The sequence below is a fragment of the Pseudomonas sp. RA_35y_Pfl2_P32 genome, from assembly GCF_963970735.1.
GTDB lineage: Bacteria > Pseudomonadota > Gammaproteobacteria > Pseudomonadales > Pseudomonadaceae > Aquipseudomonas.
On the sequence record NZ_CAXAQF010000009.1, the window covers coordinates 25,295 to 45,847 of the forward strand.

Annotated in this window: 20 protein-coding genes and 1 tRNA gene; 8 read left to right on the forward strand and 13 right to left on the reverse strand. The window is 54.0% G+C overall.

The window, feature by feature from the left end; all coding sequences use genetic code 11:
* The first annotated feature begins 610 nt into the window (after positions 1-610).
* The 4 genes from AACY45_RS10780 (at position 611) to AACY45_RS10795 (ending at position 4,820) form a co-directional block, all read left to right on the forward strand.
* On the forward strand, positions 611-1,801 hold the full coding sequence (locus tag AACY45_RS10780) for a reverse transcriptase family protein (RefSeq protein WP_339545445.1): 1,191 nt from the start codon (positions 611-613) through the stop codon (positions 1,799-1,801).
* Entirely contained in the window at positions 1,794-2,525 is a 732-nt protein-coding gene (locus tag AACY45_RS10785) for a retron Ec48 family effector membrane protein (protein ID WP_339545446.1), read from the forward strand. The genes AACY45_RS10780 and AACY45_RS10785 overlap by 8 nt, the downstream gene beginning before the upstream one ends.
* 284 nt (positions 2,526-2,809) lie before the next feature.
* A complete protein-coding gene (locus AACY45_RS10790) occupies positions 2,810-3,355 on the forward strand; it encodes a hypothetical protein (protein WP_339545447.1) in 546 nt (181 codons plus the stop codon).
* 610 nt (positions 3,356-3,965) lie between these two features.
* Positions 3,966-4,820 carry a DUF6602 domain-containing protein gene (locus tag AACY45_RS10795; protein WP_339545448.1) on the forward strand — a complete coding sequence of 285 codons (855 nt, stop codon included), beginning with the start codon at positions 3,966-3,968 and terminating at the stop codon, positions 4,818-4,820.
* Positions 4,821-5,500: 680 nt separating this feature from the next.
* Here AACY45_RS10795 and AACY45_RS10800 read toward each other — a convergent pair.
* The 13 genes from AACY45_RS10800 to AACY45_RS10865 all read right to left on the reverse strand — a co-directional run bounded on the left by AACY45_RS10800 (position 5,501) and on the right by AACY45_RS10865 (position 15,952).
* A complete protein-coding gene (locus tag AACY45_RS10800; protein WP_339545449.1) occupies positions 5,501-6,127 on the reverse strand; it encodes a hypothetical protein in 627 nt (208 codons plus the stop codon).
* A gap of 790 nt (positions 6,128-6,917) precedes the next feature.
* Positions 6,918-7,283 carry a histone-like nucleoid-structuring protein, MvaT/MvaU family gene (locus AACY45_RS10810; protein ID WP_339545450.1) on the reverse strand — a complete coding sequence of 122 codons (366 nt, stop codon included), beginning with the start codon at positions 7,281-7,283 and terminating at the stop codon, positions 6,918-6,920.
* Between the two features lie 66 nt (positions 7,284-7,349).
* Positions 7,350-7,538: a hypothetical protein gene (locus AACY45_RS10815; protein ID WP_339545451.1), complete on the reverse strand. Its 189-nt coding sequence runs from the start codon at positions 7,536-7,538 to the stop codon at positions 7,350-7,352.
* Between the two features lie 65 nt (positions 7,539-7,603).
* Positions 7,604-8,584, reverse strand: coding sequence for a chromosome segregation protein SMC (locus AACY45_RS10820; protein WP_339545452.1), 981 nt, complete (start codon positions 8,582-8,584; stop codon positions 7,604-7,606).
* 91 nt (positions 8,585-8,675) lie between these two features.
* Positions 8,676-11,582 (reverse strand): DUF927 domain-containing protein, encoded by a 2,907-nt coding sequence (locus AACY45_RS10825; RefSeq protein WP_339545454.1) that lies wholly within the window; start codon positions 11,580-11,582, stop codon positions 8,676-8,678.
* A complete protein-coding gene (locus AACY45_RS10830; RefSeq protein ID WP_339545455.1) occupies positions 11,579-11,851 on the reverse strand; it encodes a DUF3077 domain-containing protein in 273 nt (90 codons plus the stop codon). The genes AACY45_RS10825 and AACY45_RS10830 overlap by 4 nt, the downstream gene beginning before the upstream one ends.
* Entirely contained in the window at positions 11,848-12,129 is a 282-nt protein-coding gene (locus tag AACY45_RS10835; RefSeq protein WP_339545456.1) for a hypothetical protein, read from the reverse strand. The genes AACY45_RS10830 and AACY45_RS10835 overlap by 4 nt, the downstream gene beginning before the upstream one ends.
* Complete coding sequence (locus tag AACY45_RS10840) at positions 12,126-12,284, reverse strand: hypothetical protein (RefSeq protein WP_339545457.1); 159 nt, start codon at positions 12,282-12,284, stop codon at positions 12,126-12,128. The genes AACY45_RS10835 and AACY45_RS10840 overlap by 4 nt, the downstream gene beginning before the upstream one ends.
* A 376-nt stretch (positions 12,285-12,660) precedes the next feature.
* The gene (locus AACY45_RS10845; protein WP_339545458.1) at positions 12,661-12,966 is read right to left on the reverse strand and encodes a hypothetical protein; all 306 of its coding nucleotides are present in this window, start codon (positions 12,964-12,966) and stop codon (positions 12,661-12,663) included.
* A complete protein-coding gene (locus tag AACY45_RS10850) occupies positions 12,963-13,244 on the reverse strand; it encodes a helix-turn-helix transcriptional regulator (RefSeq protein WP_339545459.1) in 282 nt (93 codons plus the stop codon). Before AACY45_RS10850 ends, AACY45_RS10845 begins: the two co-directional genes overlap by 4 nt.
* A 98-nt stretch (positions 13,245-13,342) precedes the next feature.
* On the reverse strand, positions 13,343-14,182 hold the full coding sequence (locus tag AACY45_RS10855) for a hypothetical protein (RefSeq protein ID WP_339545460.1): 840 nt from the start codon (positions 14,180-14,182) through the stop codon (positions 13,343-13,345).
* A gap of 279 nt (positions 14,183-14,461) precedes the next feature.
* Positions 14,462-15,703 (reverse strand): tyrosine-type recombinase/integrase, encoded by a 1,242-nt coding sequence (locus tag AACY45_RS10860; protein WP_339545461.1) that lies wholly within the window; start codon positions 15,701-15,703, stop codon positions 14,462-14,464.
* Between the two features lie 164 nt (positions 15,704-15,867).
* Positions 15,868-15,952: transfer RNA gene (locus AACY45_RS10865), tRNA-Leu, on the reverse strand.
* 107 nt (positions 15,953-16,059) lie between these two features.
* Here AACY45_RS10865 and queA point away from each other — a divergent pair.
* The 4 genes from queA to secD all read left to right on the forward strand — a co-directional run bounded on the left by queA (position 16,060) and on the right by secD (position 20,550).
* Positions 16,060-17,109: a tRNA preQ1(34) S-adenosylmethionine ribosyltransferase-isomerase QueA gene (queA, locus tag AACY45_RS10870; RefSeq protein WP_339545462.1), complete on the forward strand. Its 1,050-nt coding sequence runs from the start codon at positions 16,060-16,062 to the stop codon at positions 17,107-17,109.
* A 14-nt stretch (positions 17,110-17,123) separates the two neighbouring features.
* Positions 17,124-18,239 carry a tRNA guanosine(34) transglycosylase Tgt gene (gene tgt / locus AACY45_RS10875; protein ID WP_166592911.1) on the forward strand — a complete coding sequence of 372 codons (1,116 nt, stop codon included), beginning with the start codon at positions 17,124-17,126 and terminating at the stop codon, positions 18,237-18,239.
* Between the two features lie 44 nt (positions 18,240-18,283).
* On the forward strand, positions 18,284-18,619 hold the full coding sequence (gene yajC, locus AACY45_RS10880; RefSeq protein ID WP_095166066.1) for a preprotein translocase subunit YajC: 336 nt from the start codon (positions 18,284-18,286) through the stop codon (positions 18,617-18,619).
* A 62-nt stretch (positions 18,620-18,681) separates the two neighbouring features.
* Positions 18,682-20,550: a protein translocase subunit SecD gene (secD, locus tag AACY45_RS10885; protein ID WP_339545463.1), complete on the forward strand. Its 1,869-nt coding sequence runs from the start codon at positions 18,682-18,684 to the stop codon at positions 20,548-20,550.
* Positions 20,551-20,553 lie beyond the last annotated feature (3 nt).

Below are 20,553 nucleotides of genomic sequence, written 5' to 3' on the forward strand. Positions count from 1 at the left end.
GGCCGTCAGTTGTGTCAGCTATTGGCAGGCAGTCGCAAAAGACTGCTCTCGGCCAATCGCGGTCGTCCATAGCGGTCCCACTTAAGGCCGGCATTGAACGTTGACGGGCGTATTTTTTCCAAAATAGTATTGAATCAACTTCTCCATCGGCAAGAACAATTGAGGGTAAAGGCCAAACGAAAAATGGAATTTCTTGGTTCCTCATTGCGGAAGCGTAAGTAGCTTGGTGCTTACCCGCGGCTCCACAAACGTGAAAAAATTTAGACTAGACCATAAATTCTGTCGTTGGTTCAGCAAGTGTCCACGTGAGGCATTGCTTTTAATTTTTAGCATATGTAGATTAGCGTTGCGTAAGCGTACCGCTTATGTGCTGCAATCGATTGCTTTTTAGATCCTGGATTGTGCTCGTACGAGCGTCTGAAGTTTTGACTTTGGACTTGTCCGGAGGCTCGCACCTCCGATCACCTCCGAGAAACGTGGAGGAGACAGGGACGGTAGGTTTGGCCATGTGAAGGATGGCAGCTGCCAGCGATCTGATCGATGAATGCATCATCCTTCACTGCACCCTTGCGTATGGGTTGGTCAAACCTATTTTTAATAGGGTTTAAAAATGGCTATACTCAATCCTAGAAAAGTTTCAGCTGGCTCAATTTCCAGTATTGAGAATCTTTGTAGCGCGCTCTCTGTATCGCTCGAAGAGATTTACGGAGCGCTTTCCCTTCCTGACGATGAAAAATATGCTGTTTCCCAGACACCGAAGAGTGATGGGAGCGTTAGGCTGGTCCATAATCCCCATTTCTTGCTTCGAAAAATTCAGCGAAGAATAAACAAGCGCATATTTTCTAAGCTCAGTATTATTGAATGGCCTGACCATCTTTTTGGCTCCGTACCTAATCAACGAGATCAGAAAACTCAAAGCATGGTCAACAAAGACTATGTGTCGTGTGCCGCAAAACACTGTGGCGCGAAGAGCTTATTGAAAGTCGATGTGAAAGACTTTTTTGATAATATCCACAAAGATTTAGTGCTAGATATATTTAGAAATTTTATGAAGTTTGATAATGAAGTTTCTGAGTTGCTTGCCGAGATTTGCTGTTTTAGGTCACATGTAATTCAAGGGGCTTTAACCTCAAGCTACCTTGCTAGTTTGTGTCTACATGATGTTGAAGGTGCCGTCGTTCACAGACTGTCGCGGAAGGGGCTTGTTTACACACGCCTAGTGGATGATATAACGGTTTCGTCAAAAATATCTAACTATGACTTCAGTTATTCTTTGGATATTATTAGGTCGATGCTTACAAGCAAGGACCTCCCGCTTAATGTGGTTAAAACTCGATCTATTTATGTTTCCAGTGAGCCTTTGACTGTCCATGGTTTAAGGGTCGCGTTTCCTCAGCCTCGTCTTCCTTCTGGAGAAGTCGCAAGGATCAGGGCGGCCGTAAAAAATATTGAGAATTTAGCATCAGAACGTGGATACAGAACAACTCACGCTTATCGACACGACTTCAACCGCTGCATGGGTCGAGTTAATAAATTAGTAAGAGTGAAGCATGATCGATACGAATCCCTGCTTGCTCGACTTAAAAAAATATTTCCTTTACCATCTAAAAAAGACATCGAGCGTGCGAGTGCAATGCTAGACCGTCTTGCTCGTGACTGTAATACCAAGCGCAGTACTTATTGGTACGCAAAACGATATTATAAGCTTCAAGAACGGTTAATTGTCCTAAAGCGTTCATTCCCTGCCATCACTAAAGAAATTAGAAAATCATTAAAGGGTTTGCAACCTGATTATGAATAAAAAACTTGGCGAAATCTGGCGCGATTATCCATATTTAAACTATCTTTCCGCTGGGCTTTTATTGGTCGCTGCAATAGGCGTACTGCTTAGCGCTATGAATCTAATTACCACAGGTGTCGGCGGTGAATTTGCTAGGCCTCTATGCTTCAATAATGGATGCATTAAAAAATTCTTCGCGCTATTTGATCAATCTTTCTTGATCTTAACAGCAACTTTGAGTTTGCTTGTTGGGCTCGCCACGATAGGAGGGATAATAGTTGCGCTCATGAGTTTTTTGAATAGCGCAAACGCCACAGCGCTAACAAACCATATTTCACATTTTTCTATATTTCAAAATTACGTAGCGTTAGAGGTTTCCAAACGCAACCGCATATCCCCCGCATCTGTGGATATTTTTGTTTGGTATAATCTAATCTTTTCTAATTCCCGCAACGGGAAGACTTCAATTTCTGATGAGTACTGCAGGGTTATTGCTGCTTTAAATCAGGAGATTTTCTTTTCTAACGAACAAGCAAGAACCGCAATTCAAGGCTCTTTTCGCTATATGCCACATCAGAAAAGAATTATTGATGCTCTAGGTTGTTTGGGGGTCGCATTAAATCACCAGCCTAGAAATGAGTTTTACGAGATTGAGGATCAAGTTTTTGCTTTGATATCTAGTTTGAACAAATCTTTTTGCTTCTCGAATAAGGTGCCTGAGTTGTTGAAGAGACAATACGTATAAGTTGTAACTACTCATCATGTGAAACCATCTTGCTTCGATAGCAATTTCAAAGGAATCTCCACCTTCGCTATGCCTCGGGGGAGGTATTTCAGCATGCCGTTTTTTGGGGGTGCCGGATTGTCTTGAATGATTGATATCGGCCGATTTCTCCCTGTTCCCACCGGCCATTTTGGGTCGTCTCCGGCCCCTCGTGAGCGGCTGAAATGTCTCTAATGAGATACAGTAAAATTCCCGTCTATAGTTGTTGAGAATCCTCATTGTTTCAGTCCTTGAAGGAATAAATGATGGCAAGCCGAGACAGAATGAATTGGGAGATGGTAGCCGCCATGTCCGCAGTGGCGGCCGCTTTTATAGCATTAGGTCTTGGGATATGGGATAGGATTGAAACCAGATCCGCAAATGCTAACTCGGTAGTACCGCTACTTTCCACCAAGCACCCGATTGTCGTAGTTGACGGTGTGAAACGAAGATCGCTCACCATAGTTAACGATGGTTTGGGACCTGCAAGGGTAGAAAAAATTGAGTTCACTTTAAACGACACCGGGAAAAAGATATCCGTCAGTGATATGAAATTGATATTTTCAGAATTCGATCTTAATACACAACAATTTTCTCGCTCTTCGATATCACTTCCCATTTTTTTGCGACCAGGCGAATCTCTTGTATTGCTTTCTTTTAAGTATCCTGAGTCGCAATCGGCGGGAGACAAGATTGAATTCATCTATATCAAAATGCTATGCCAGCTTTCTTTACATATTGAATACAGGTCTCTTTATGATGTTCGCGACATATTAGACGAGCAGCATCTTTTCCCTGAAGGCTGTAAGTGATGAACGGAGATATGTTTTTCGGAGGCGGAAGTCGCCGTTGTCGAGAAAGCATTAGAAATAATGGCGTTACCTTTAGCAATCTAACCTTCCTGTATAAGTTGCCATATAATTTAGGGTTCTGTACGACTTTAAGGATATGTTTTCACTAGACTTAAATGTAGTAAATCTTGGTGTCACATTAAACATCGAGGATGGAGCACAAGACAAAGTCCCCCCGTCGACTGACTCTGCTCGTACGCTTTTTACCCGTCGCGAGAGGCAGAAAACAACCCAAAGCGGACCCTTACGGTCAAATAAGTCAGTCGTTGTTCGTTGGATCGGATTAAGCCTTGTCCCCATTAACCTCCACTCTGACGCGACAACGCGTCGAGCTGCAATTGGTGGGTTTGTTCTGCGCTGTAAGGGTGCCGCCAGGATGATTGGCACAGTCGTTCAGTGTGGCAATGCCATTGGCAGAACAAGACGCTGGAATTAGATGTGGCACTTTGCTAGCGTCAGAGGCTATCGAAAATGCTTGTTGGATCTCGCGTTTTCGCAATTTTTGAAGCTGAAATGTGGGTTGAGTATGAGCGCTAGCAAATTCTATAAGCTTGAACAGCAAAGATTGTTCTTGGAAGCCGAGAAAATATCACTATTTACCAACCACGGTCCTACTATAGGTGCTTACAGAGAAGGCGTGCTCAGGGATTATATAAAGAGATTCATGCCGAGCTCATTAAAAGTTACATCGGGGTTCGTATCAGTCAATAAAAATCATGAGGATCTGATAGAGGGCCAGAGTCGGCAAGTAGACATACTTATTTGTGATACCGACCAATATGTTCCGCTTTTGGAGGTTGATGGGTTTTCAGTCATCAGGCCGGAATCTCTGAGGGGATGTGTCGAGGTAAAATCCTCACTTACATTTTATAAGAACCGGAATCCAGAAGGCTCGATAGAGACCAGCGATGCCTATCCGTTGGGGGGCGGCTATACCACTGCTTATCGATGGGCTGGTACCCTCGTAGAGGCATTGGAAAACATAAAACACTGCGCTGATGCATGTGAGTCCAGGAAAACGGAGGGATACTTTTCAAGCATCCTAGCATTCGACTCTACGTTTGAAACTCGAAAAATCTACGAAGCGCTGGACAGTGGCAGCCTGCAGAAACAGCTGGGCATTAACCATCTGCGACAACTTCCGATTTCAATTTGTGTGCTTTCAAAATTTATAACATTTTTTTTTGAAATTGATATGTTTGAGTCGGGCAAGCAATATCCAATTGAGCATGAGACAATTTATAATGAAATGACTGCTGTTAAAGGAAGTGAAGAGTATCCATTGCAGTTTTTCTCTGCCTACTTATACAATCAGGTCGGGTATTCACATTCGAAAAGGCCCGCAGAGTCTGAAGGGATTCATGCCGGAATAGGCAGCGTAGGCATCTGGAGCCATCACTTCGACCTCTGCTCGGGTGATTTGTAACGATGTGATCTTAAGCGTCGAGTCCAGACGCAGAGGGGCTTTCAAGCAGCGGGCCCAACTGAGGGCAAAAAGACAACTATGCGCTGTACGAAGGCCTTGAATACTCCTTGCAACCACTCCAGACGCACATCGAGCCGCTTCCACGGACACCCCGCACCGATTGCCGAGCCTGTGCGGTACATTCAATGAGGCTCAGTACAGCCAAGAGCCAAGGGCGCGATCACCGGCGCGGCATACACCCGCTGCGCTGAACTTTCACGCGCAGCCAAATACTGGCCGGATTGCGGACTTGGAGTGATCAAAATCTCACGCAACCGGGGCGCCTGACCCATTAGCTGCACTACGCCCCCACGACCGATTACTACCGACCCAACGCTGACGGTGGCTACAGGCATAAATTGGCCTTTGTTGACAGGCAGCTTCTGGCCGGCTGCTGCCTAATGCGTCGGGCTTGCTTCCGGCCCAGGCTGTGTGAAAACGTTTTGGGGCAGGTTTTACAGTCAGGTCTGGAACGAAAATCGCGTTCCTACGCAAATTTCCGGTCTACTGATAAACCAAACGCTGGCAGATTTTACGTAGCAACGCAGAGTTCAAAGCGGCGCATGCGTTTTCACACAGCCTGGGCCAGAAGCGGACGCTAACGCCGCATTCAGCGGGATGTCCGCTGTAATGCTGACTTGTTAGGCAACCTGTACCTTACCACTACCGTTGTTTGATTTATTCTCGATATGCGACACAAATTCTTCTATTGATGGGAAATGCCTTGGCCCACCTGCGGCTTTACGGAATTCTTTAAGCAGGTAGTGACCATCTGATGGAGAAACCAAAAAGTGATATTGTTCTTCCAACATATCTCTATCAGCCACGTTGTGCCTCCAGGCTGAGAGCGTACTTTCAAGATTATTTAGATAAGATACAATCTGCCACCTGATATCAGCACAATCTGATACTGGGATTTCAATTTGGCCATTAGAATTTTTGGTAGTCTCGTGGAGATTCGATTCCTTCGAAATACAACCCAGCAATAACTCCATGTGCTTCGACTCCACCTTAAAGCTCTCTTGATTCAATAGAGGTCTTGACTGTTCAAAACTTAGTGTTTCCGCAAATTTTCTAGCAATGGAAGACTGCCTTTGTCTAATCACATCCATGTGCATAAGAAGATTGATAGCCTTTTCTCTTCTGGATCTTTCATGATCTGCTTTTAAAGACCTTTGAGCCAATAGGGCTTGAAACGCTACAAAGACCACTCCGATCGCTGTGATGATACTTGATCCGGCGACAATCCAATCAGTTAACGATGGCACTTACTATTATCCCCTGTGCTTTATTGCTTAGTTAGTAATTAGACGACATGTCTTTTAAATGCGACATGTATGTCTGATAACGTTCCTTGTTCATCCGCAACTCCCTGATTGGCTTGAGTGTCACGTCAGAAACGCGACATGAGGCGAGGGGGAAAGCGACATGAATTTTGAGCACACTACTGACGTATCAGTTGGATGTCCATCGTCTGCTTTTGGCCGATTCTGTTGAAAAAGTCGGTCTGCCCAAACTGCCTGATCATTGACTGGTAAAAACGCCTTTTTTGCACGCTGCTACGTGAAATCCGAGTCCGGGAAGCCCTGCCAAAACTAAAGATTTCAATCTCGGACGCGTACTTTTCTGATGCGCAAACCATGGCCGACTTTTTCAACAGAATCGGCCGATAGAAGACGTTCGTGAAGGGCAGTTATCAGCCGAACTGTGCTCCGGGTCAACCTCCAGGTTATGCCAGTCACGCGGAGGGCGTCGCTAACGCTGCAACCGTTGTGAAATGCGGAGGCTGGATTGGCGCAGCCTTAGGTGGGGCACATCCTATAGGAAGGTTCGCGAAGTCTGTGCAGCAGGCAACATAGAAGCCTGTGAAAAGATCAAATACACCAAGGGCGGTAGCTTCATTAGTGGAGTGGCCGGTGGTGGTGCGACAGGTATGGTGATGCAGTGGAGCGCCATAGCGCTGTTTTCCAGCACGAACGTGCTCGATCTTGTGGGTAAATCAGGAATACTAAAATGGCAAAAAGGGCCCGTCTGGACCCTTTCTCAGATGCGACGCCCCTATTTTTTCAACCAGCTTTCTACCTCGTCGGCACCGTGCTTGGTTTTCCACTCTTTCAGTGTTTTGTGATTGCCGCCTTTGGTTTCAACCACTTCACCGGTGTGTGGGTTTTTGTAAGTCTTCAACTGGCGAGGCTTGCGAGTGCCAGTCGTTTGAGCAGCCGCTTGGCGGCTAGAGCTGCTCTGTGGGACAAGCAGATTGATAATGTGCTTGAGACTGAAGCCGTATTTATCGAGCAGTTCGCGCAGCTTGGTTTCAAACTCGATTTCTTTTTTCAGCGCGCCGTCACTCTTCATCGTCTCCAACGCCTGGAGCTGCTCGGCGAGGTGTTTTTCAAGTTGACGGTATTCGACAAGTTTCGACATTAGCGTTCCCTGATGTGTGTTTTGGAGATATTTATCTGAATAGTATTACAGCTTACAAGTTCTTCGTTATGGCCGGCCTTTCAACTTACTTTCCACGTAACTCATTTCTTCCTTGATCAGCTTGATGGTGAGTGCCTGGACCGTTGTGGTCTTTCCGGTTTTGATGTCGACAATTTTCAGCAAAGCGGTCAAGTGCTCCTTGCGCGCTTTCAAGGTGTCGCTCCAACTCGCGCTGCTTTGGATTTGATTGATCATGGTCTTCGTCCCGATGGAGTTATAAACAGCCCGCGTGCGCAGGCTGTTTCAGGTGGCCCAGTGCGTTACAGCGAGAGGATGTCTTCTACGGTGAACTTGTATGAGCGGTCAGCGAGCTCACTACTACCCCACGTGTCGAAGCCTTCACCCTCTTTAGGCAGCACCAACCTTCTCAGGCTGAGTTGATCTCCCCCCAGCAGACGTTGGGCAGCCCACAGCTTGGCGCCCATATCCATCAGTGCCTGAGCTTTTTCGTTCCACTGTTCTTCCAGTACCTTTTCGGCCAGCAACAAGGCTGTTCTCTGGATGGCAAGGTGTTCCCTTTGCGCCTCGGCAATGTGTGGGTCGACGATGGCCAGCTCCTGCTCCAGCGCGGCAATGATGAGGTGCTGGCGACGATTGTGTTCGATGGCCGTCGTAAGGTTTTTAGCAGCCTTTTGTGCGTCTGCACTGGCGTTCTTTTCGCCCTCGATGTCGCCCCAAGCCACTGCCTGTGCGTAGGCGGTGGCTGCATCGGTTTCGGCTTGCCGGGCCTTGGCCAAGTCTTCTACCGCTTGCCGCTGGATCTGCTCCAAACGGGTGCTGAGGCTCTCGCGTTTTTCGTTGAGCTCTTGCTCGTCGGCTTTCCAGTTCCCCATCGATTCGGTGTAACCGGCCATCAAGGTTTCGTGATTGAGTAGTTGCTCGCGTCGTGTGATCTGAGCATCTAAGATCCAGGCATGGTGTTTATTGGAGTCGTACGGAAGTTTCAGAGTGTTGTACTCACTGCGGACTTCACGCAGCCGATCCGCGTCTAATTTTTCATCGCCCTCCAGTAAGGCTTCCAACGGTGCCATCTCGGCGTATTGCTCAGCAGCCGCCCTCAAATATTTATCACGGCGGGTGGTCAGTTGGTCGATCTCGTCGATCAGCCGTTGCTTCTTCTCGCAGTTAGCGATTACTGGAATGCTGTCCGAATTCGGCGGTGTCAGCACGGAGGTCTCGCTGCAGCCCAGGTCACTGGCCAGCAGTTCGTGTTGTTCGGTAGAAGCGTGGAATTCGTTCATCTGTCTTGTTCCTTCAAATGGGGTTTGGGTTGAATGAGCGGCTGGCGAGGCCGGGAATCAGCCGGCGCTACCTCAATCAGCGGGGATGCCCTCAGGCAGCCCGAGCCTCGCTCTCATCCGTTCCCGGAATCGTCTTCACGATGTAGCAGCGCTGTTGGCCTAAGCCGGGCAACCGCACCAGACTTGATGCCTTGCCGTCGCTGCTCGGCTCCAGCACACCGCGTTGCAAGAGTTCCTTGTTTACTGCAGTAAGGTTCATGCCCCGGAAAATCTCCGAGCGCCAAGCCTCGGTCAGCACGTAGTAGGTATTTGTGGTGTGCAGGGTGTCGCCCATGCCGTGCTCCAGCGTCTTGCGAAAGCCGAGGCGGTCGATCGTGCGCGGGCCGTGTTCGTCGATCTTGGCAGCAGTCGATTCCCAACGGGTGAAGCGGCTTTCGCCGAAGCGCTCGATGAACTGACGCAGCCTCGCCGAGATCGCATCGCCCTCGAAATTGCCGGCGCCGCCACGTTCGTTTAGCCATGCACTCAGGCACACGCGAGCGGCTGTGGTGGCGGTCCCGTCCGGCCAGCCAGTGATACCCATAGCGGTGGCCAACTCGCCTGCGGCTGCCGCGAGACCGAAACGAGCGGCGGCACGGTGCGCCTGCCCACTCGCGGATGCAGGAAGCGATTTAGCTATAAAGCCTTCTAGCGTTCGGCGCAGGATCGCCGCCCAGCCGTGGCGTTTACCGGGTTCGCACAACGCCGTCAGAAATGCAGTGAGCGGGGTGCCGTAGTATTTCGCTACGCGGGCTTTGAGCGCATCGGAAAGCGCTGCTGCATCCTCGAAACCGTTGAGCGTGTCGAACATGCCGAGGCCTTTGCTGGCATCGGCCGGAACGGCAAGCATGCGCACCTCCATGCCCGCTTTCAGTTCCTTGTTGGCCTCGGCCATGTGCTGCGCCAAGGTCTTCTCGCCCGTGGAGAGGAACAGCAAGCGCCATTCCTGCACCTGTCGGCCTGCTTGGCCTCGGTCATTGGCCCGTGCCTTGCCGGTGCCGTTACCGAGCATATAGACCGTCTCGCCGATGATGCGCGGATCACACATGCCGATTTCATCGAGTACCAGGAGACCATCGGAATGCGCGGCGGCGATGGATTCCAGCGCGTTGTCGGTGGAGCGCCATGAGCGGACCAAGCGCGGTCCGCCGTAGATCGAGGCGGCAACCTGCAGGTGAGTGGTCTTGCCGCCCGAGCTGTCGCCGTACAGATGAAAGCCACCCGACTCATGGCCAAGCATGTGCAGCAGCGGACCCGCGAAGGCCACACCAACGACAAACGCCAAGCGGTGGTTGCCGACGCACAGTGCGCCTATCTGCTGTTGCCATTGTTCGAGCGTGCCCGCTTCACTGATGGGGGGCAGTTGTGCGCCGGCCTCGTAAAAATGCAGGTGTTCGCTATGCATGCCGACCTGCTGCTCGGGCAGTAGAAAGGCGCTGTCATGCCAGCCCAAGCGAGTGACCAGCCGAGCACGTTGCGCACTGTCAAAGCCGCCGAGATAACTCTGCAGGTCATTGCGGGCGTTACGTCCCGAACGGCTACCGGCGAGGCGCAGGCCCATGTCTACCAATGGACCCAATACGTCCTTGCCGAAATCACCGGTCATGGTGCGCGCCGGAATGTTCCAGCGTTTCTTGGTGCCGTCGGGATCGTCGAATTCGACCAGTAAGCCCCAGTTGTGGCCCTTTTCATCACGGGTACGGGCGAGGATCGCCAGAGGTGAGCAGACCGGGCGCGCCTCGCCATCATCACCGGCATAAAATACGCCCTCGGACGTTAGGCGAAAGCCTCCCGGCATCAGGTCGTTTTTCGATTTTGTAGAGCGCTTGGCCGCTGCTTTAGGCTTCGGTTCCGGTTCGGGTTTAACATGGGTAGCAACCGCCTTTTCTTCGATCACGCCGAACAGCTCGCCGCTGCTTTCCAGCTCGGCAAAGTGGGCGGCTGTCCAGCCTTTGTCTAGCGCATCGGCGGCATCATCACCGTCGTTCCATTGACCACCTTTGGCAAAAGCGGCGCGGTCGTTCTTCAGCGTGGGCTTGCGCTTGAACACTTCCAGTTCGATAGCCCGAACCGAGTCGGCGCCGATTTCGCGCAGCTTTTCGGCAACGGCTTCCATGCAGGCTTTGCCGCTGTCGTCGTTGTCCGGCCACAACACAACATCGCGGCCTTGGAGCGGCGTCAGGTCGGTTTTATGCCAGGAGTTGGAACCGTTCGGCCAGCAGGTGGCCACATGGCTCGGCAGCAGTTCGGCGGCGGCATCGGCAGCTTTCTCGCCTTCGCACAAAACTACCGGTGCGTCACTACGTTGAGCCAGTTCATCAAGTCGCAAAAGCGGACGTGGATCTGGCAGCCCCTGCCAGCGCCATTGCTTGGTTTGGCCATCGGTGCGCTCGCACCATGTAAGTGGTGCAAAAACCTTCTTCGGCTTGCCGTCCTCATCGGGCGTGAGGTCGAAGCGATAGAGCGCCATAAGCGGCTGGCCTTGCGCATCACGGTAAATCCACACCTTGGACGGTACGCCGTGCTGCCGATGCTTGGCTGGGCACTTGTTCATAGCCTCAGACGGGATCGGTTGAATGGCAATCCACTCAGGTGCTTTTGTCTTGGCAGGCGCTGTCTTCGCCTGGGCGGCACCGGGCGATACGTCGAGCAATTCTGCGAGTTTGTTGCAGGCCTCGATGTCGGTGCCGCCGTCCAAATAGCGCACCAGATCAATCAGGTCGCCGCCCTTGTCGCCGGTGGCGAAATCGGCCCAAGTGCCCTTGCTCAAATTGATCTTGAGCGAGCCTGCGCGTTTGTCGCTGCGGGTTGGATTCGGAGCGGTGTATTCCTTACCGCCGTCGACGCGCTTGCCGTTGGGCAGCCAGTGCGAAAGGACACGATCAATGTCTTTCAGCGCGGCTGCTTTCACATCGGCAAAGCTCGGACGTTTGGCGGTGCTGTTCGGGCGTTGGCTCATATATCAGCCCTCTGCAGAAACAGTGCGTCGTTGATGTCATCGATCAGCGCTTTGGCCATCTCGCCCAGGTACAGGGCTGGCCAACTGAAACGATCACCCTGTTCGCTCATTGCAGCGTCGAAAGTGAGCTGGTTGGCGTGATGCTGCAGTAGCGACACCATCTCAAGTGCATCCTCGACTGGAACTCCGGCGTTCACCCGAAACAGTTTTAAATCGGTAGCGTTGACGCGGGAAAAGGTGGCGTGGCCAAGGGTGGTGGAAGTGCTCATAGCGCACCGCCTTTCTGCAGAGCAGGAGTCGAGGTGGTGTCGCCGTGCAAGGCGAGCGTCTTGATCAGACCGAGGGTGCCGCGCACGTCCCAGAGGACGGCGGCAATCACATGATTGGCCAGGCGCGATTCGCCTTCGAAGTGGTCCTCAAGCAGGGTCAAGACCGAGTCGGCGCGTGCTATGGCGCAGGTGATCGCGTCGATGGGCACACCGGCTTCTGCTTTTGGATTAACGCAGAGCAGATCTTCGGGCAGGGCAAAACTCAGGGCGTTGTTCATTGGGCACCGCCTGCTGTTTCGAGTGCGCGGGCTTTGGCCATGTGAGTGTTGTAACGGGAGAGGCGTGTTGCGAGGCTGGAATTGGCGTGTAAAGCGGCGAGAGCCATTGCACGGTGTGCAGCGGCGCGAATTTTGGACGGATTGAGGGTGTGCATGGGGTGAAGCTCCTGTATGTGAGGAGCTGCCACGGTTCGCCGTCAAACGAATTGGGGTGGCAGCTGTGCGCAGGTTGACGGACCGGGCATACAGGACCCCGGCAGACCCGAAGGTCTCCCACGCACAGCCACCATAAAGCGGGAATGCGGGCACAAAAAAAGCGCCTGCAATCGATATGGGGGCGCCTGTGCGCCTGTATGTACTCGGGCCGTCAAACCCGGTCGCTGATTTTGCAGCGACGGCCAGAGAGTAACGCCCGTTATTCGAAAGTGCAACTGCACTGACGGCTTGCAGATTTTTCAGGTGCGGCATAAATTGATCGTGCATGTAGATTTACCTCAACGCCTCCGGATCGCCCCCGGAGGCGTTTTCGTATCAGGCATGGGTTTCCCAGCGCAGGGAAAGAAGAGGCAGGAATCCACCGCTCAGCATGGAGCGGGCGTCTTCGTAGGCTTGCGTTTGCTGGCCTTCGTCGACGATCACGGCACCGGTCTTTTCGCAGTGGAGGGAGAGGGCGCACCAGGTGCCGTCGGCCCAACTGAGTACGCCGACCACGCGGCCTTGTCTGTCCTGCTGGCTGCGGTAGCGCTCGAGGCGCTGCATGAGGCGAGGTGAAAACCCGATCTGGCGCAGCACTGAAAACGGATGCATCAAAGCTTTCTCTGCGATCTTGCGATTCATGCGGCCACCTGATCACGCGCTTCGATACGGCTGCGTGCCCACGCTTGAACTTCAGAAAGAACCCAGGCAACGGGAGCGCCGCGTGCGTTGCTGTTGCTCAGTTTGACGGGTTGCGGGAAGCCGCAGTCGGTGCGCTGCATCAGTTTGTAGATGGTCGAACGCTTCATCCCCACGATGCCCTCAACTTCAGGCATGCGGATCAACGTCGACGTTGCATCGAAGATTGGGCTTGGAGTAGCGGAGCTAGGGCGGGGAAGGTCGGTGTTAGTGGCTTTCATAGGTCTTGCTCTCGACAGGTTAGGACTGAGAGCAATGATCTAGAAGTGGGTCGGCGGTTAGCAGTTCACTTCCAATTGAAATCCAATTGAAATTTCGGTTACAGCACGAAGTTGCGTTTGAGAATAGTCTCCACGCTTTTGCGAGATAGCGACTTTTCGGTTTCGGGGGTTATCCATTCAGCTCGCTGTTTTAGTGGTTTGGCGACCTCCCGTTTCAGCCAGGCATGTACCGCTGATGCGATGCCTCGTTCGGCCATCCCGCTCAAAAAGTAGTGTCGGCCCTGGCGAACGATAGCAGCGTCGCGGGCGCTAATATCCTTGTTGCGCTCTATGCCGCTCATGACGCCACCTTTGCAGCGGATAGCGTTCTTGATTGCTCTTTCTGCAATGGGGCGCAGTTCATCGTTGATCAAGCAAGGCAGCGCAGTGATGGGTTCCAGGTGAAGAACATACTGGTCGAGTGCCAAGGTACGTTCATCGGGGTCGATCTGCATTTCAACAAATTGACAATAGAGGTCCTGTGGCCAGTCGGTCGGAGGTTCATCAACATGCGACCAAGCCGCCTGATCGGTGGCACGCATCCAGTCGTCAAGCGCTCCCAGCGCCTTAACTGCGCAGGCCATGATGTAGGCAGCATGAGCCTCGCGCTCCGATGCCGAGTGACACTTGCTGTACTGGCGAACCCAATGTGCAAGTCGGGCTTTGTTGTCCGTTGAGGCGTACTGAAAAATGACCTCTTCATGCAGAGTTGTCTGGATGCACATGCGGCTGAGATCACCGTCAATGTCGCCGGGCTGAATACGCGGGCAACATTGATTAATCAGTTCGCATGCGTCAGCCAACTGTTCGGCGCAAAATTGGTAGAGTGGTTGTTCTGAGAAATATCGGATCAGGCCAGTGGTCAGCGCTGAGTGCAAGATCGGGTTGTGATCAATCATTGCCCATAGCTCTCAACGTGTAACGCACTGTCCCGCGCCCTGAGTATTCCGAGCGAAGCCAGCGATAGTCGTGCTTTAGCGACGCGAAGCGGACCTCGACCTGCAGCGTGCGAGCGCCGGCTTTGGAGTTACACGTGTGGTCAGCGTTACATCGTTGGAACGCTATCTCACTCAAGTGTGTAACGGGTGTGAAAGCCAATGAAACCGGGCGTTTGGCGAGTGACGTTACACGAGTAACACACGTTACACCGGTTTTGGAGTGGGGCTGGGTATGCACTCTCATCCAGCTTTTCCAAATTGACCTTGCACTACATTGCCTCCCTCCAGGGCATCAAGGTGATCTGCATACCACTGCATCATCTTGACGCGTTGCTCAAGATATTGGGCTTTGTTGTACACGCCTGAGATACCTTCTTCTTTGTGAGCAAGCTGCGCCTCAACATGTTCTTTCGGCCAACCATGTTCTCGAAGCAAGGTGCTCGCTGTATGGCGAGTCCCATGCCCAACAAGGCGACCCTTGTAGCCAATGGTGGCGAAGACCTTGTTGATTGTGTTTTCACTGATGGTTGGATTTTTTGCTCCGACTCCGGGGAAGAGCCAGCGACTGCGACCGGTTAAGCAATGCAGCTCCTTCAGCGCAGTAATAGCTTGATGGGGAAGTGGGCATACAAAATCCCGGCGCATTTTCATCTTGGCGGCAGGCGTAGTCCAAATGGCTTTCTCAAGGTCGAACTCTTTCCACTCAGCCAAGCGGACCATGCCAGGGCGCGATGCTGTCCAGACACAAAGCCAAGCGGCGGTGCGGGCTGTCAGTCTGCTCGGTGTGTTTTTGAGTGCGTGGAGGAATTCAGCCAGCTCAGGTTCCAACAGGTGTGGATGCTGCTGAGTCTTAGGGGCTTGGGCTGCAATGTCACGGAGGCGACTGCCCGGATCGTTTTCGGTGAGCCCTAAGCCGATGGCTCGACCGAAGATCTGATTGATCCAGGTGCGGCACTTTTCCGCCACGTTGTGTGCGTTTCGCGCTTCGAGGGATGCCTGGAGTTCTGCGCAGTCGGTACGGGTTATTCCGTCGAGGGGCTTATCTCCCAATGCCGGGAGGATGTCCTTGTCGAGGTAAGTGCGGATTTTGTTAAGAGTGGAGGGAGCGAGGCCCTTTTCTTCTTTGGCCTTGAGCCAAGCTTCAGCAGCAGCTCGGAAGGTCCGAGTCCTGGCAGCGTCAATGGCAGCTTTGGCAGAGCGTTTCTGTTCGAGAGGATCGGCCCCGCTGCTAACTACCTTGCGTAGTTCGGCAGCTTTGTCCCGAGCCAACGCACCACTTACTTCCGGGTAACCCCCGAGCCCCATCCAAGCCCAGTTGCCCGCCGGACGTTTGTAGCGGAGCTGCCAAGATTTGCCACCATCAGGTTTGACCCTGAAGTAGAGGCCGTTTCCGTCCAGCTCCCGGTATTCCTTTGATTCCGGCTCCAATCCCGCAAGTGTCGTGTCAGCGAGAGGGCGGCGCTTGATGTCTGCGCGCTTCATCCTTGTATCCCAAAGTTCGGTATTTTTCTCAGGATACAAGCAGGGATACAGGGATACAACGGATAAGGGGATACAGGGGTAGACAGACAGGCACAAAAAAACCGGCTAAGTGGCCGGTTTCTCTGGGTCTGAGAGGCTGGTAGAGACTCTCAGATACTGCTATGTGGTGCCCCGAGGGAGACTCGAACTCCCACTCCTTTCGAAAACGGATTTTGAATCCGCCGCGTCTACCAATTCCGCCATCAGGGCTCAATGGCGGCGAAGTATAGAGAGGTGATAACCGTCGGTCAATCAGGTACATGGAGAATTTTTGATATTTCCGCTAGACTTCCCGGCCCTGCTAGACGAACCCCATCATGCGCGTTGCTGACTTTACTTTCGAACTCCCTGATTCGCTGATCGCTCGCCACCCGTTGGCTGAGCGGCGCGGCAGTCGCCTGCTGACCCTGGATGGGCCTAGCGGCGCCCTGGCGCACCGTCAATTCACTGATTTGCTTGAGCATTTGCGCCCAGGCGACTTGATGGTGTTCAACAATACCCGGGTGATTCCGGCGCGGCTGTTTGGCCAGAAAGCCTCCGGCGGCAAGCTGGAAATTCTGGTGGAGCGGGTGCTCGACAGTCACCGTGTGCTGGCCCATGTGCGTTCCAGCAAGTCGCCCAAGCCTGGCTCGAAGATCCTCATCGACGGTGGGGGCGAGGCCCAGATGCTGGCGCGCCACGATGCGCTGTTCGAACTGGGGTTTGCCGAAGAAGTGTTGCCCCTGCTCGACCGCGTCGGGCACATGCCGCTGCCTCCTTATATAGACCGTCCGGATGAAGACGCCGACCGCGAGCGCTACCAGACGGTGTATTCCGAGCGCCTGGGCGCTGTGGCGGCGCCGACGGCGGGGCTGCATTTCGATCAGCCGCTGCTGGAGGCGATTGCCGCCAAGGGCATCGAGACTGCGTTCGTGACCCTGCACGTGGGGGCGGGCACCTTTCAGCCGGTGCGTGTGGAGAAGCTCGAAGACCACCACATGCACAGCGAGTGGCTGGAAGTCGGCCAGGACGTGGTGGGCGCAGTGGCGGCCTGTCGGGCGCGCGGTGGGCGGGTGGTGGCCGTGGGGACCACCAGCGTGCGCTCGCTGGAGAGTGCGGCGCGCGATGGCGTGCTCAAGCCGTTCAGTGGCGATACCGATATCTTTATTTTCCCAGGCCGGCCGTTCCATGTGGTCGATGCCCTGGTCACCAACTTCCATTTGCCCGAATCCACGCTGTTGATGCTGGTTTCGGCGTTCGCCGGGTATCCCGAGACCATGGCCGCCTACCAGGCTGCCGTCGAGCATGGGTACCGCTTTTTCAGCTACGGTGATGCGATGTTCATCACCCGCAATCCCGCACCGCGCGGCCCAGAGGAAACAGCATGAGTCGCACCTGTCGTATGTCTTTCGAACTTTTGGCCACCGACGGCAAGGCCCGTCGCGGGCGCCTGACGTTCCCCCGTGGCACCGTCGAGACCCCGGCGTTCATGCCGGTGGGGACCTACGGCACGGTCAAGGGCATGTTGCCGCGGGATATCGAGGCCACGGGCGCCGAGATCATCCTGGGCAATACCTTCCACCTGTGGCTGCGTCCTGGCACCGAAGTGATCAAGAAGCACGGTGACCTGCACGATTTCATGCAGTGGAAAGGCCCGATCCTGACCGACTCCGGTGGTTTCCAGGTGTTCAGCCTGGGCGCCATGCGCAAGATCAAGGAGGAGGGCGTGACCTTCGCCTCCCCGGTGGACGGCGCCAAGGTGTTCATGGGGCCGGAAGAGTCGATGCAGGTCCAGCGTGACCTGGGCTCCGACATCGTGATGATTTTTGACGAATGCACGCCGTACCCGGCCGACGAAGACGTGGCGCGGATCTCCATGGAGCTGTCGCTGCGCTGGGCCCAGCGTTCGAAAAACGCCCATGGCGAGAACACCGCGGCGCTGTTCGGTATCGTCCAGGGTGGCATGCACCAGGACCTGCGCATGCGCTCCCTGGAAGGCCTCGACAAGATCGGTTTTGACGGCCTGGCCATTGGTGGCCTGTCGGTGGGCGAGCCCAAGCACGAGATGATCAAGGTACTGGATTACCTCCCGGGTCAGATGCCGGCTGACAAACCTCGTTACCTTATGGGTGTTGGCAAGCCGGAAGACTTGGTTGAGGGTGTGCGCCGCGGGGTGGACATGTTCGATTGCGTGATGCCAACCCGTAATGCCCGCAATGGGCATCTGTTCATTGATACAGGTGTGCTGAAGATCCGTAACGCGTTCCATCGCCATGATGATTCGCCGCTCGATCCGACCTGCGATTGCTATACCTGCCAGAACTTCTCCCGCGCTTATCTGCATCATCTGGACAAGTGCGGCGAAATGCTGGGGAGCATGCTCAATACCATCCATAACTTGCGCCATTATCAAGTGCTTATGGCTGGTTTGCGCGAGGCTATTCAACAGGGTACATTGGCCGCCTTTGTCGATGCCTTCTATGCCAAGCGCGGGTTGCCTGTTCCGCCTTTGGACTGAGTTTTAAAACGTTTAAGACACTAATTTTGCAACTGGAGTGCTAAATGAGCTTTTTTATCTCGAATGCGATGGCAGACGCCGCTGCACCTGCTGCCGGCCCTGCTGGTACCGGCTTTGAGTGGATTTTCCTGGTCGGTTTCCTGGTCATCTTCTACCTGATGATCTGGCGTCCACAGGCCAAACGCGCCAAAGAGCAGAAGAACCTGCTGAGCAACTTGCAAAAAGGTGATGAAGTTGTGACCTCCGGCGGCATCGCCGGCAAGATCACCAAAGTAGCGGATGATTTCGTGGTTCTCGAAGTTTCTGACTCGGTAGAGCTGAAGTTCCAGAAAGGCGCCATCGCTGCCACGCTGCCAAAAGGCACGCTGAAAGCGATCTGAGTTTCATCTTCTACCAATCGACGGGGCGCGCAAGGCGCCCCGCGTCATAAGCGGGCGGCGTGATGCTGAACAAATACCCTCTGTGGAAATATGTACTGATCCTGGCGGTGCTGGCGATCGGTCTGATTTATTCCGCTCCCAATCTATACCCTGATGACCCGGCCATTCAGGTCAGCGGTGCAAGCACTGCGCTGCAGGTCAATCAGGCGGATCTGGATCGTGTGAGCAAAGCGCTCAACGAGTCCGGGATCAACGTCAAGGCGGCTACGCTGGCAGCCAACGGCAAGGGCGGCCTGATTCGTCTGACCAAGCAGGAAGACCAGCTTCCGGCCAAGGACGTCGTACGCAAGGCCCTGGGTGATGACTATGTCGTTGCACTGAACCTGGCACAAACCACCCCGCAATGGCTGCGCAACCTCGGCGCGCACCCGATGAAGCTGGGTCTGGACTTGTCCGGTGGTGTGCACTTCCTCCTGGAAGTGGACATGGACAAAGCCATCGATGCCCGCATGAAAGTCTACGAAGGCGACGTCAAGAGTCTGTTGCGCAAAGAGCGCCTGCGCTATCGCAGCCTGCCGCAACTGGCCGGTGCCATTCAGTTGGGCTTCACTGATGAAGCCGCCCGCGAACAGGCCCGTGCACTGATCCGCAAGAGCTTCAACGATTTCGACATTGTTCCCGCCGACCTCAATGGTCAGCCGGTGCTGCGTCTGGCGATGACCCCGGCCAAGCTGGCGGAAATCCGTGAATACTCCATCAAGCAGAACTTGACCACGGTCCGTAACCGCGTCAACGAGCTGGGTGTTGCCGAGCCTATCGTTCAGCGTCAGGGTGCCAACCGCATCGTGGTTGAGCTGCCAGGCGTGCAGGACACTGCCGAAGCCAAGCGAATCCTGGGCAAGACGGCCAACCTTGAGTTCCGTCTGGCGGCAGAGCCGGGCGCGTCGAAAGCCACTTCCGAGATGTTCGAATTCCGCGAGGGCAATCGCCCTCCTGCGCAAATCGAGCGTGGCCTGATCATCACGGGCGACCAGGTCACTGACGCCAAGGCCGGTTTCGGCGAACACGGCAGCCCAGAGGTGAATATTCGCCTGGACGGTCACGGCGGCGAGCTGATGAACCGTGCGACCCGTTCCAACGTCGGTCGCAGCATGGCGGTGATCTTCATCGAGCAACGTCCGGTGACCACCTACGTCAAGCAGGTCGTGAATGGCGTCGAGAAAGACGTGGCGGTGCAGACGTTCAAGGAGGAGAAGAAGATCATCAGCCTGGCGACCATCCAGTCGCCACTGGGTGCTCAGTTCCGCATCACCGGCCTGAACGGCCAGGGCGAATCCTCGGAGCTGGCCTTGCTGCTGCGCGCCGGTGGCCTGGCGGCCCCGATGTACTTCGCTGAAGAACGTACCATCGGTCCAAGCCTGGGTGCTGACAACATCACCAAGGGGGTCGATGCGTCGCTGTGGGGCATGCTGTTCGTGTCGCTGTTCATCATCGCCATCTACCGCTTCTTCGGTATGGTCGCCACCGTGGCGCTGGGCGTGAACATGGTGTTGCTGCTGTCCCTGATGTCGATGCTGGGTGCAACCCTGACCCTGCCAGGTATCGCCGGTATTGTCTTGACCATGGGTATGGCGGTCGACGCCAACGTGCTGATCTTCTCGCGGATTCGTGAAGAAATCGCGGCGGGCATGACCGTGCAGCGGGCAATCAACGAAGGTTTCGGGCGCGCATTCACCGCGATTCTCGACGCCAACCTGACCACCTTGCTGGTGGGCGGGATTCTGTTTGCCATGGGTACAGGTCCGGTCAAGGGCTTCGCCGTGACCATGTCCCTCGGGGTGCTGACCTCGATGTTCACGGCCATCATGGTTACCCGTGCGATGGTCAACCTGATCTTCGGCGGTCGTGACTTCAAGAAGTTGTGGATTTAAGGG